We start from the raw sequence: 12,275 nt of genomic DNA, 5'->3' as shown, positions 1-12,275 counted from the left end.
CTGGACGCCGGCTGGGCTGGGCGGCCCGCTGGACGAGGAGCGCCGGATGGACCGGCTGCCGGCCGGGCGCTGCTGGCCGGGCGGCTGCTGGGCGCGCGCTGTGACAGGGAGAGGGCCGGCCACACGCGCCCGTGGCCGGCTGCGCACGCGTCACAGGTCGGTGGCGATGATCTTGTCGATGTTGCGTTCGGCCAGCGCCGTGATGGTGACGAACGGGTTGACGGTGGTGTTGCCGGGGATCAGCGAGCCGTCGATGACGTACAAGCCGGGGTAGCCGGCGAGGCGGCCGTAGTTGTCGGTGGCCTTGTTCAGCACCACGCCGCCGAGCGGGTGGTAGGTGAGGTGGTCGCCCCAGATCTTGTAGATGCCGAACAGATCGGTCCGGTAGATCGTCCCCTCCTTCGCGTTGATCTTGTCGAAGATCGTCTTGGCCATGGTGATCGACGGCTGCTTCCAGGCGGTCTGCCAGTTCAGGTCCACCTTGCCGGTCGCGGCGTTCCAGGTGAACTGGGCACGGTTCGGGTTCTTGGTGATCGACAGGTAGAAGGAGGCGTAGGTCTCGATTCCGGTGGGCAGCGGCGCCACCTCGGCGAAGGCGCCTCCGGCGGCCCAGTTGTCGATGCCGCTGCAGGGAATGGTCGACTGGAGCTTGCCGGTCGGGTCCCACAGGTGGTTGGCGCGGCCGCACATGACGTTGCCGTTGTCGCCCCAGCCCTTGCCGACCTCGTCGTTCAGGCCGGGCAGCGCGCCGGTGGCCTTCAGCTTGACCAGCAGCTTGCTGGTGCCGACGCTGCCGGCGGCGAAGAACACCCGGTCCGCGGTCACGGTCTTGGTGGCCGTGGTCTCGCCGCCGGTGTCGATCTGCTCGATGACGACCGTGTAGCCGCCGCCGGAGGCGGGGGCGACCGAGGTGACCCTGTGCAGCGCCGAGATGGCGACCCTGCCCGTGGCGTTGGCCTGGGCGAGGTAGGTCCGCTGCAGCGACTTCTTGCCGTGGTTGTTGCCGTAGAGGATCTCGCCGGCCAGCGCGGACTTGGTGACCGTACCGGCGGCCTCCTGTTCCATGTAGTCCCAGTCGTACACGTCGGGCACGAAGACGAACGGGAAGCCGGACCGCTGGGCGTGCTTGCGGCCGACGCGGGCGTACTGGTAGTAGGGGGTGTCCTCGAACCAGGCCGGATCCACGGTGCCGACCCCGAGTCCGGCGTTGGCGCGCGGGTAGTAGACGTCGTACATCTCGTCGGCGTTCACCGACGGGAGGACCGCGCCGAAGTTCTCGCGCCGGGGAGTGACGGCCATGCCGCCGTTGACGAGGGAACCGCCGCCGACGCCGCGTCCCTGGTAGACCGTGATGCCGCTGAAGTCCTCGGCGTCCAGGATCCCGGTGTAGCGGGGGATGTCCCTGTCGATCGGGAAGCCCAGGAAGTAGTTGAGCGGCGCCTTGGTCCTGGTGCGCAGCCAGTAGGAGCGGTAGTCGGGCTGAAGCGTGTTACAGAAGATCTTGCCGTCGGAGCCGGGGGTGTCCCAGGCCATGCCCATCTCGATCATGTGGACGTCGACGCCCGCCTGGGCGAGGCGGAGAGCGGCGACGGCGCCGCCGTACCCGGTGCCGATCACCAGGGCGGGCACGTGCGCGCCCGAGGCGATCGGGGCGGAGGCGGGGACGGCGGCCGCGCGGGCCGCGGTGGCGTGGCCGCCGAGGGCGGCGGCTCCCAGCAGGGATCCGGTTCCGGCGATGAAGCCGCGACGCGAGATGCCGGTGGTGGTCGGGGGTCTGCTCCTCATGCGGTGCTCCTCACTCTCGCAAAACGAGAAAACGGTCCATATCTCGTCGCGCCTGGAGTCACTGCTGTCGGGTCAAGAGGGACGTACGGCGCGGGGCGACGCGCCGCTGGGCAGCCTGCACACGGTGTCGAGGCCCAGCACCCGGTTGAGCCGGCCGAACGCCAGCCACGAGCCGATGCTCATGCTCAACTCCACGATCTCGAGCTGGCTGTAATGCGCGCTCATCCTTGTCCAGAACTCCTCGTCCAGGCCGTGGTGATCCAGCGCGTACCGCTCGGCGTACTCGGCGGCCAACCGGGTGCGATCGTCGAAGGCGTCGGTGGTACGCCACTGGGCCACCGCGTCGGCGAACTCCGCCTCGACCTTCTCCCCGTCCCGCTCGGTCCGCCAGTCGAGACAGAAGACACAGCCGTTGATCTGCGCGATCCGCAGCCGCGCCGCCTCGAACTCGCGCAGGCCGAGAGTCGTGTGGGCGTAGACGGCCAGCGAGAAGTTCGAGGCCGCGACCCCGATGCCGGGGACCATCTCGCCCCACACGTACTCGATCGCGTCCTTGCCGTCGGGGATGTCGATTCTCATGGCCGTTTCCTTCCGAGTCTGCCGACGGCCGGGCGCAGGGGGACGTCGAGCGCGTCGTACAGCCCGGGTTCCGCGTTCACGAGCCAGTCGATGGCGCCCACCAGCCGGCCGACCGCGGTGGCGTTGCCGCCCGCCGACCGGTTGCCGCCCTCGTCGGTGGCCTCGACCGTGACCTCGATGCGGGGGCGGCCCTCGATGACGACCCGGTGCGCCCCCTCGCCGTCGGGCGGCGACGGCCAGTCCGGCGCGCAGGACGGGTGGATGCGGGTGACGTGCTCGATGACGATGCGCGGCTCGCCCTCGACGACGCCCTGCACCTCGAAGCGGACCGCGCCCTGGGTGCCGGCCTGGAACTCGCCCATCGAGCTGGTGCCCACCGTGGCCTCGAGCGGGCGCCGGTCCACGGTTTCGCGGATCTCGTCGAGTTCGACGCCGAGGGCCCTGGCCATCAGCCGTACCTGGCCGCCCCACACCATGGTCGGCACCGTCGGCGCGATCATCGGCGGCTCGTAGTCCATCGGCTGGCCCATGCCGACGATGTACCGGACCGCGTCGGGCTGGTCGTAGGTGGAGTAGTCGAAGATCTCCTGGCAGCGGACGGCGTCGATCGTGGTGCCGAGCCCGCTGATCAGCAGGGGCAGCACGTCGTTGCCCCAGCCGGGGTCGACGCCGGAGACGAACAGCGAGCCTCCGCCGTCCGCGATGGCGGCCAGCACCGGCTCCCGCAGTTCCGGCGGGGCGTTGCGCTGGTCGTAGAGCGCGTAGAGCGAGGCGGTGACGACCACGGCTCCGGTCCTGATCGCCCTGACGATGTCGGCCAGCGCCTCGTCGGGGCGGATGTCGCCGGAAGCCGCGTAGACCACGGCGCGCGGGCGGGTGGCCAGCACCGCCTCGACGTCGTCGGTCGCGGCGACGCCGAGCGCGTGGTCGAGGCCGCCGAGTTCGCCCGCGTCGCGGCCGACCTTGCCGGGGTTGTGGACGAGTACGGCCGACAGGCTGAGCGCCGGGTGGGCCTCGACGGCGCGGATGGCCGCGCGGCCGACGTTGCCGGTGCCCCAGACGATGGTGGGCGTCATGGGCGGAGCGTAGCAAGCGCTTGGTTAGGTGTATAGTGCCCGCTCCGCCCCGCCTCAGAGCGTGAAGATCACACGGTCGACCAGGCCGTTCCCGACGCGGCAGGAGACCAGCAGGTCGACGTCACCGCGCGACGTGCCCGCCGCATCCGCGAAGCAGGACCGGGCGGGCGCTAGTGTCGTGTCCCTGAGCGCGTGCGTTTCCAGCTGAAGGGGCGAGTGTCAATGATCTTCATCACCGCGAGGTTCCGCGTACGGCCGGAGCACGCCGACCGGTGGCCCGAGATCGTGGACGAGTTCACCAGGGCGACCCGGGGCGAGCCCGGCTGCCTGTGGTTCGACTGGTCGCGCAGCATCGAGGACCCTGCCGAGTACGTCCTGGTCGAGGCGTTCCGTGACGACGACGCGGGCGCCGCGCACGTCCAGTCGGAGCACTTCAGGAAGGCCCAGCGGACGCTGCCCGGCTACCTGGCGCAGACGCCGCGGATCGTGAACGCGAAGCTGGATCAGCAGGACTGGTCATTGCTCGGCGAGATGGCCGTCTCCCGAGACGACGCCTAGCGTCGGGGTCGCGGGTGGCCGCCCGCCGAGGCGGCGACTCCCCGTTCCTGTGATCGTCCCGCTCGTCGCCGGCGGCGGCCGCGCGGTGCTCCTGCCGGGCCGGCCGTACCCGAGCTAGCCTGGCAGGGTGAGCATTACCGCAGGTAGCTACACGTTCGGACCTGAATCCGGGCGGCTCCTGATCAAGACGACGCGTAGCGGGCTGGGCGCGAAGGCCGGCCACGATCTCACCATCGCGGTCACCCGCTGGCGCGGCGATGCGACCATCGACACCACCGACCCGGCCGGCTGCTCCGTGACCGTCGAGGCCGACGTCGAGTCGCTCGACGTCCAGGAAGGATCCGGCGGCGTCAAGCCGCTGACGAACTCCGATCGCGAGGAGATCAAGAAGATCATTCGAGAGAAGATCCTGCACACCGCGCGCCATCCGACGATCACGTTCCGCTCGACACGGGTCGACGGGACGGCGGAGTCGTTCCGTGTCGAAGGCGACCTGACCATCGCCGGGACCACCCAGCCTGTCACCCTGCAGGGCTCACTGGCCGAGGACCGGGTTCGCGGCTCGGCGACCATGGTGCAGTCCCGCTGGGGGATTCGGCCCTACTCGGCCTTCCTCGGCGCGCTCAAGGTGAGCGACGAGGTGGGCATACAGTTCGACATCGGCCTCGTGTCGAAGCAGTGACCTGACCGGACCCGCGTCCGGCGCGAGACCCGGTTGACGAGGGACCGGCTCAGGGGGCGATCGGCAGCTGTCGCTTGTGCTCGGTGAGCCGGTAGCGGCGGACGATCGCCTCGAAGGCGGCCTCACCGACCGGCTTGCCTTCCAGGAGGTCGTCGATCTCGTCGTAGGTGACGCCGAGCGCCTCCTCGTCGGGCCTGCCCGGGTTCAGCGTCTCCAGGTCAGCGGTCGGGGTCTTGCGGACCAGCGCGGGCGGCGCGCCCAGAGCCTGCGCCATGGCCCGTACGCGCCGCTTGGTGAGGCCGGTGAGCGGAACCACGTCGGCCGCGCCGTCGCCGAACTTGGTGAAGAAGCCGGAGACCGCCTCGGCGGCGTGGTCGGTGCCGACGACCAGGCCTTCGTGCGCGCCCGCCACCGCGTACTGGGCGATCATGCGCTGCCGGGCCTTGATGTTGCCGTGCACGAAGTCCTGGTGGTGGGCATCACGGAAGACCATGCCGCCGGCCAGCACCGCCTCCAGGGCGGCGTCGCCGGCGGACTTCACATCGACGGTCATGACCCGGTCGGGCCGGATGAACTCCAGCGCCAGCTGCGCGTCCTTCTCGTCGGCCTGCGTGCCGTACGGCAGCCGCATCGCGAAGAAGGTCGCCTCCCGCCCGGCGGCACGCACCCGCTCGACCGCGAGTTGGCACAGCCGGCCCGCGGTCGTGGAGTCCACACCGCCGCTGATGCCCAGCACCAACGACCGCAGGCCCGTGGAGGTCAGCTGGTCGGCGAGGAAGGCCACCCGGCGTTCGATCTCCTGCTGTACGTCGAAGGACGCGCTCACCTGGAGATCCCGGGCGATCTCCTGCTGCAGGGACATGGACGCCAAGTCGGTCACGGTCGCTCCGGGGTCGGGCTCTGGGGCAGGGTCGGCACGCGCCACCGGCCGGGGCCGCCGGCGCGTGCAGGGGACGGAAGCACTCTAGAGGACGGCTGCGAAGACCCGCTCAAGGCATCCGACGTGCTGGCCGCCGTCCTCCTCCGGGAGAGGCGGGCGGCATGCCGCGGATTCCTGGAGGCCGCTGTTCGCCGGCGGAGTTGCGCCTTCTTGAAATACCCCGGGCCTGACTGGTCGCCGCCTTGGGGGGAATGTCCATGGGGGTGGTGTGGCGGCTGGCCGGGCCGAGTTTCGGCACGCATATCACCGGTCTGGCCGTTCTCCTGGGCGGAACAGTCGCTTACCCTTCGGCCGTCATGGTGGCCGTGCCTGGCACTCCTGTCGTATGGCGTGTTCTGCCGCCGGCGCTGTTCGCCGGACTCTTCTGGTTCGTCGCGTAACCTCGAACCGGCGAGCCGTCTTCGGCCTCGGACCGCGGATCCCGCAGCTCGCCCGACGGCCACGCCCGGGGTTCACAGTCCGCTTTCATACCCGCACCGGATTGTCCGTCTTCACCCCTTTAACCCTCATATCACCATATAGCGGGCGAAATTCCGCCCTGGCGGCCAGCCAGGCATTGATGCCAATCGGACACTAAAGAGCGATACCTGCAAACCAAAGAGGTTTGCTGGCACTTGTACACACGGCAAACAGAGCACCCGGACACCGTCGAAACAGGTTTCCCTCTTGGGCAGCGAAACAATGAATTGTCTGAGAAAGGCGGGAACCATGTGGTTGATACGATTCTTGGCAGTGATTTCGGCCATGACCATGAGTTCTACCGAGGACATGGTCCCGGCTTCGCTTGCGCGGCCCGGCGACGTCGATCCCGTAGGGCCCGGCGGCCAGTGGAACCTCAGGTTCCAGGACGAGTTCGATGGATCCGCCGTTGACGGGTCGAAGTGGCAGTTCCGCTCGACGGCCGAGTCCGACTGGTCCGACGAGCCGTACGGCACCGGGAATCCCGACAGCAAGCAGATGGAGTTCGACCGGCCCGAGAACTGCTCGGTGGGCGACGGGGCACTGACGATCACGGCCGAGCCCGCCAAGATCCGGTCCCAGTCGGGGCACCGGTACAGGTGGTCCAGTTGCCTGATCACCTCCACCGGGCCCGGGGGCTACGCCTTCCGGTACGGGTACATGGAGATCAGGGCGATGCTTCCCCAGTCTCCGGGATTCTGGCCGTCGTTCTGGACCTGGCAGGCGTCCGACAACGGACATCGAACCGAGACGGACGTCTTCGAGTACTTCTCCGACAACCACCAGCAGCTGTACCACTCCTGGCACTGGGGCGAAGACCATGGGTGCACCCACCGGCCCGCCTTCGATCCGAGCGCCGGCATGCACGTCTACGGGGCCGACATCCACGAGTCGGGGACGGACTTCTACGTCGACGGGCAGCACGTGTGTCACGCCGAGGGCACCCCTCCCGGACCGGCCAACCTGGTGGTGAGCAACTTCGTCTACTCCGGGGTGCCGCCCGCGCCGGATTCGTCGGGGCGCATGGTGGTGGACTACGTCCGCGTGTGGCAGAGGTAGGAACGCGTTCCCCGCCGGCCCGACCCAGACGTGGCGCGCGTCATACTCCACTTGCGGACCACAGTCCGGTTACGCCACAATCGGACCACAGTCCGATTGAAGGAGTGCACCATGATGAAGAAGGTCCTCGTCGCCCTGTCGGCCGCGGTCCTGGCCGCGATCACGACGGGGTCGGCGAGCTCGGCCACCGCGCAGGACCCGGTCACGTACCACCATCACGTTCAGGGCAAGGGATCCCCCTGCGAAGGCCTGGCGGGATGCACCTACGTCCAGCTCAAGGGAGACCCGAAGGCCGGACCGTCGGAGGCGATGTTCACGCTCAAGGCCGGCACGCCGTTCTCCCCTCACTGGCACACCAGCCCCGAGCACGTGGTCGGCGTCTCGGGCACCATGCTGTGGAACGTCAAGGGCCACAAGAAGACCTACCGCGTCGGCGCCGGCGACTTCCTGTACTACCCGGGGGAGGCCGTCCACTGGGGTCGCTGCGCTCCCGGCGCCGACTGCACGTACTACGTCTTCGACGAGCTGCCCTACGACTTCCACGAGGCCACCCGCTAGGAGCTCCCTCCCACACCAGGTCCAGGAAGCGCACCACACCAGGCGGCAAGGGCCCTGCCGTCTGCCCCGGCGCCTCCGGCGAGCACGCTCGCCCTGCGGGCCGGCGAGAAGGCCGCGCCCTCCTGACCGGCGTCCAGAGCACGCTCGCCGTCCCGTAGCGGCAGGGCGGCCTGTCTCCGCAGCGTGTCGGCGATGCCGTACCGGACGGAATCGCCGCAGTCGCCGGGCGGCCCAGGGGATTGCGACGTGCCGGGACCCGCGCGGCGGTCAGATGCTGCCCCTGCGCTCGACGACCAGGACGCGCGCCTCCGGTGCGGGGTGCGCCAGGTGCTCGTCGCCGGGTTCGGCGTAGCAGATGCGGCCGGGAGTGAGCCGTTCGACGTGTTCCTCGCCCTCGTGGCGGTAGTGCATGTCGACGGCGCCGTCGAGAACGACGAAGACTTCCGGCCCGTCGTTGACGTGCCAGACATAAGGCTGATCCGTCCAGTGCAGCCGTACGGTCGCATCGTCGATCTCGGTGACGTCGAAGGCTCCCCACGGCCGCTCGGCGGTGTAGGAACGGGCATCGAGGAAGAGCATGAGGTCCTTTCCCTGGTTCGCGCGCTCGGGCCTCGTCGTCCGGGTCCGGCGCTGAGCCATCAGCTTGCTCCACGGCGCCGCCCGCCACGAGCAGCAGGAATGCCCATATCCGTAAGAATGCTGCCATGCATCGTGTCATGGCGCTGGTCGTGCCCGCCGTCGTCACATTCGATCTGGTGATCCCGGCCGAGGTCTTCAGTGACCGGGACCACTACGCCTTCGCCGTGTGCGCCGAGTCGCCCGGACAGGTGCCCTCGACCACTGGTTGGGACATCCACGTCCCGCTGGGCCTGGACGCCCTCGCCACGGCCGACACCGTCGTCGTGCCGGGCTACGCGCCGCTGGACGAGCCTTCCCCGCCGGTGCTGGACGCGTTGCGCGCCGCCGCCGGGCGTGGCGCGCGGATCGTCTCGGTGTGCACGGGCGCCTTCGCGCTCGCCGCCGCCGGCCTGCTGGACGGCCGCCGGGCGACCACGCACTGGATGGACGCGCCCGATCTGGCCGCCCGCCACCCGGCCGTCGACGTCGATGCCGATCTGCTGTATGTCGACAACGGGAACGTCCTGACCAGCGCCGGTTTCGCCGCCGGCATCGACCTCTGCCTCCACCTGGTGCGGAACGACTACGGCCCGCAGGCCGCGGTTCGGGCCGCGCGGCGCCTGGTCGTCGCGCCCCACCGCGACGGCGGCCAGGCGCAGTTCCTGGAGCGCCCGGTACCCCCCACCGGCGCCGGGATGGCGGCGGTCTGCGCGTGGGCGCTGGACCGGCTGGCCGAGCCGTTGACCGTCGCCGATCTCGCTCGCCAGGCGGGGTTCGCGCCCCGCACCTTCGCCCGCCGCTTCGTCGCGGAAACGGGCACCACCCCGCTGCGCTGGCTCGCCGCGCAACGCCTCCTCGAGGCCCGGCGGCTCCTGGAGACCAGCGATCTGTCGGTCGACGAGGTGGCCCGGCGCTGCGGCCTCGGTACCGCCGCCAACCTGCGGCTGCACCTGTCCCGCGATGCGTCCACCACGCCCACGGCCTACCGCCGCGCCTACCGCGGCCGGCCGGCCACGTGACCGCGTCCATTACCCGACGCATGCGCGCGGGGGCCGCGCGGCCCCGGAGGCCCGTCTCACTTCCTGGGAGGAGACCCCACACGAGATATGAGCCCGGTCCGCCCAGCCGCCAACCAGTTGTCCCGCGCTGGGTGGGAGCACATGCCCGCCGTCGCCGACGTTTTGTCGCAGGGCGCTGCTATAGATTGCGCCATCCCCTGACATACACAGAAGCAGGATGTTCGATGGCATCGGTAGTGTTTCGCGATGAGACGGCGACAGGCCGGGCGTTGGAGGAGTTCTCCCTGCCCGGCTTGCCCGAGCGGATCTCGGCCCGGGAGCTGGTACGGCTGCGCGTGCGCGCGGAGGTGGCCCGCCACAACGCCACCCCGTCCCAGCACTTCCGCGGCCTGGTCAAGCCCAGTGACGCCGAGGCCGAGCTGAACGGCTACCGGATGCGCACCGCCCGCAAGCTCGACTGGGAGCGGCAGGCCGACGCCGCCGAGGCCGCGTTCGCCCGCAACGGGTTCCTGCTGCTGGTCGGCGACCGCCAGATCGAGGACCTGGACACCGAGATCGACCTGACCACCGACCCGGTGGTGTCGTTCGTCAAGCTCGTTCCTCTGGTCGGCGGCTGACCAGGGGATTCTCGACGCTCATCTCCGCATCGTGCCCCGCGGCTCGGCCGACCAGGTCTTCCTGCCCTTCGAGGAGGACGGCGGCATGCTGTCGATCACCATCTCCAAGGCCTTCCTGCTGGTCGCCGGCACCGCGATCACCGACCCGTCCATCACCCGCCAGATCCACCCGTGACAGGAATATCAGCGTGCCCCTCTCCCCCCTCGCGGAGCGCCTGCTCAAGCTGCTCAACGGTTCCGCGCCCGACGCCACCCACTGGCCCGCCGCCTCCCAGCTGACCACCGCTCTGGGCCGGCCAGGTGACAGCGCGGTCGTCGACCATACCTGGCGCAACATGGTCGTCCCAGCCCGCGAACTCGTCGGCCACCTCCTGCGCGAGACACATCATCGGCCCTTCGCCCTGCTGGTGGCGGCAGGGATGGCGGACATGGATGCCGAGGTGAGAGCGCAGCTCGCCGAAACGCTCGGCCCGATCGCGGTCTTCGAGATGGACCTGCTGCTCGGCTGCGACGTGGAGCTGCGCGCCCTGTTCGCCGAGGCTGTCCGGGACCCTCAATTCGGCACCCCACGACGGGCCGGCCTGGCCGAATGGCTGCACGGCCTGCCCGGCTATCCCGCCTTCGCCCGCACCGCCCTGGATCAGGCCGACGCCCGCGTCGCCGCCATCCAGTCCGGCGAGATCCCCTACCAGGCGGAGAAGGCGTTCGACGACCGGGAGAAGGAGACCCTCGGGCGTGCCGTACGGCTGGCCCTCTTCAGCGACGAGTCTTGGCTGCCCAGCCTGCTGGACCGGCTGCTGCGCGGCGTCGCGGTGGCTCCCACCGCGGCCAAGACCCTCCCCTCCCAGGGGCTGCTGTTCGAGATCGGCCGCGCGGTGGAGGACCACCCGACTCCCGAGGCGATCTCCTCGCTGCGCGCCGCCCGCCAGATCACCCGGCATGCCGGGGTGCCCAAGCAGCTCGACCGCATGTTCAAGCGCATCGAGCCCGCGCTGGCCGAGCGGCTGGAGGTGGCGTTCCGGCTGCCGGACGGGCGGGTACGGCAGGCGTTCGGCGAGCACACGGCGGTGATCTCGATCGACGGCGAGGCCGAGCTGTCATGGTGGCACGGTGACAAGAAGCTCAAATCAGTCCCGGCGGCCGTCAAGCGGGAGCACCCCGACGAGGTGAAGCGGCTGCGCGAGCAGGTCAAGCTGGTCCAGCAGCAACAAGCGACCCTGGCCAGGGCACTGGAGGCGGGCTACGCGGCCGAGACGGCTCCGCCGTACCGGCGGTTGGAGGGTCACCCGATCACGGAGCGGCTGATCTGGGAGTTCGAGATCACACCCGGCGTGTGGCGCAGCGAGCTGGGACTGACCAGACCGGACGTGCCAGTGCGGCTGTGGCATCCGGCGCGCGCCACGGTGGAGGAGGTGCGGGCCTGGCGCGACGTCGTGGAGGGCAAGGAACTGCGCCAGCCGTTCAAACAGGCCTTCCGCGAGGTCTACCTGCTCACGCCCGCCGAGGAGGAGACGCACGACCATTCGAACCGGTTCGCCGGGCATGTGGTGCACTACCGCAGGCTCCGCGCACTGTTCAAGAGCCGGGGCTGGACGTCGAACTTCCTGGGGCAATGGGACGGCGGCTTCGACGGCGGCGACGCGCGGCGGCTGCTGGCAGGCGGGCAGTGGCGGGCGACGCTGGAACACAGCCTCTACGACGAGGGCTACGCGCTCACCGAACGGGTCCACTTCCACCGGCTGGTCGAGAGCAGATGGCACCAGGCGCCGCTGGCCGAGGTCCCCGCGCTGGTGTTCAGTGAGGCGATGAGGGACGTGGACCTGTTCGTGGGGGTCTGTTCGATAACATCCGATCCGCAGTGGGCCGACAGCGGGCCGGACGAACTGCAGACCTACTGGCACACCGGCTCGTTCGCTCCGCTCGCACCTTCCGCCGAGGTGCGCCGGGACGCGTTGTCCCGGCTGCTGCCGCGCCTGGCCATCGCCGACCGCTGCACGTTGACCGACCGCTTCCTGGTGGTCCGCGGCGACCTCCGCACCTACAAGATCCATTTGGGGTCGGCGAACATCCTGATGGAGCCCAACGACGCCTACCTGTGCATCGTCGCCGGCCGCGACCCCCAGGCCGGGCTGTTCCTACCCTTCGAGGAGGACGGTCGGTTGGCGCTCATCTTGTCCAAGGCGTTCCTGCTGGCCGCCGACACCGCCATCACCGATCCGTCCATCACCCGCCAACTCCAGCCTTGACCGACGCCAAGGGGCGGGGCACACTCGCGCCCCGCCCCGGCGGCACAGGTCGGGATGGGGCGGCCGGGACACCGTCGGG

13 protein-coding genes are annotated in these 12,275 nt (G+C 70.0%); 8 read left to right on the top strand and 5 right to left on the bottom strand.

All coding sequences use genetic code 11. The annotated features are described in order from the left end of the window. Window positions 1-150: 150 nt before the first annotated feature. The 3 genes from ACWEVS_RS38030 to ACWEVS_RS38020 form a co-directional block, all read right to left on the bottom strand. Complete coding sequence (locus ACWEVS_RS38030) at window positions 151-1,785, bottom strand: GMC oxidoreductase (protein WP_449930989.1); 1,635 nt, start codon at window positions 1,783-1,785, stop codon at window positions 151-153. Between the two features lie 72 nt (window positions 1,786-1,857). Then, window positions 1,858-2,364, bottom strand: a complete 507-nt coding sequence (locus ACWEVS_RS38025) for a carboxymuconolactone decarboxylase family protein (protein ID WP_449930991.1) — start codon at window positions 2,362-2,364, stop codon at window positions 1,858-1,860. Next, on the bottom strand, window positions 2,361-3,440 hold the full coding sequence (locus ACWEVS_RS38020) for an NAD(P)H-dependent amine dehydrogenase family protein (protein ID WP_452555563.1): 1,080 nt from the start codon (window positions 3,438-3,440) through the stop codon (window positions 2,361-2,363). The genes ACWEVS_RS38025 and ACWEVS_RS38020 overlap by 4 nt, the downstream gene beginning before the upstream one ends. A 222-nt stretch (window positions 3,441-3,662) precedes the next feature. Here ACWEVS_RS38020 and ACWEVS_RS38015 point away from each other — a divergent pair, with 222 nt between their 5' ends. Then, complete coding sequence (locus ACWEVS_RS38015) at window positions 3,663-3,998, top strand: putative quinol monooxygenase (protein WP_452555561.1); 336 nt, start codon at window positions 3,663-3,665, stop codon at window positions 3,996-3,998. 127 nt (window positions 3,999-4,125) lie between these two features. After that, window positions 4,126-4,680: a YceI family protein gene (locus tag ACWEVS_RS38010; RefSeq protein WP_452555559.1), complete on the top strand. Its 555-nt coding sequence runs from the start codon at window positions 4,126-4,128 to the stop codon at window positions 4,678-4,680. A 49-nt stretch (window positions 4,681-4,729) separates the two neighbouring features. Here ACWEVS_RS38010 and nadE read toward each other — a convergent pair whose 3' ends face one another. Further along, window positions 4,730-5,542: an ammonia-dependent NAD(+) synthetase gene (gene nadE, locus ACWEVS_RS38005; protein WP_354921561.1), complete on the bottom strand. Its 813-nt coding sequence runs from the start codon at window positions 5,540-5,542 to the stop codon at window positions 4,730-4,732. A gap of 822 nt (window positions 5,543-6,364) precedes the next feature. Here nadE and ACWEVS_RS38000 point away from each other — a divergent pair. Both ACWEVS_RS38000 and ACWEVS_RS37995 read left to right on the top strand, forming a co-directional pair. Then, complete coding sequence (locus ACWEVS_RS38000; protein ID WP_449931001.1) at window positions 6,365-7,138, top strand: glycoside hydrolase family 16 protein; 774 nt, start codon at window positions 6,365-6,367, stop codon at window positions 7,136-7,138. A 111-nt stretch (window positions 7,139-7,249) separates the two neighbouring features. Next, a complete protein-coding gene (locus tag ACWEVS_RS37995; protein WP_449931003.1) occupies window positions 7,250-7,696 on the top strand; it encodes a cupin domain-containing protein in 447 nt (148 codons plus the stop codon). 267 nt (window positions 7,697-7,963) lie between these two features. Here ACWEVS_RS37995 and ACWEVS_RS37990 read toward each other — a convergent pair whose 3' ends face one another. Then, entirely contained in the window at window positions 7,964-8,275 is a 312-nt protein-coding gene (locus ACWEVS_RS37990; RefSeq protein WP_354921438.1) for a cupin domain-containing protein, read from the bottom strand. Window positions 8,276-8,400: 125 nt separating this feature from the next. Here ACWEVS_RS37990 and ACWEVS_RS37985 point away from each other — a divergent pair, with 125 nt between their 5' ends. From ACWEVS_RS37985 to ACWEVS_RS37970, 4 genes are all read left to right on the top strand, one after another. Next, window positions 8,401-9,333 (top strand): DJ-1/PfpI family protein, encoded by a 933-nt coding sequence (locus ACWEVS_RS37985; RefSeq protein WP_452419452.1) that lies wholly within the window; start codon window positions 8,401-8,403, stop codon window positions 9,331-9,333. Between the two features lie 224 nt (window positions 9,334-9,557). Then, the gene (locus ACWEVS_RS37980; RefSeq protein ID WP_354921444.1) at window positions 9,558-9,950 is read left to right on the top strand and encodes a hypothetical protein; all 393 of its coding nucleotides are present in this window, start codon (window positions 9,558-9,560) and stop codon (window positions 9,948-9,950) included. A 7-nt stretch (window positions 9,951-9,957) separates the two neighbouring features. Then, window positions 9,958-10,125 (top strand): DUF7737 domain-containing protein, encoded by a 168-nt coding sequence (locus ACWEVS_RS37975; protein WP_452419466.1) that lies wholly within the window; start codon window positions 9,958-9,960, stop codon window positions 10,123-10,125. A 13-nt stretch (window positions 10,126-10,138) separates the two neighbouring features. After that, a complete protein-coding gene (locus tag ACWEVS_RS37970; RefSeq protein WP_452419451.1) occupies window positions 10,139-12,196 on the top strand; it encodes a DUF4132 domain-containing protein in 2,058 nt (685 codons plus the stop codon). Window positions 12,197-12,275: the final 79 nt, after the last annotated feature.

The organism is Nonomuraea sp. NPDC003754 (assembly GCF_053605785.1).
This window is presented reverse-complemented; position numbering and strand designations above follow the sequence as displayed.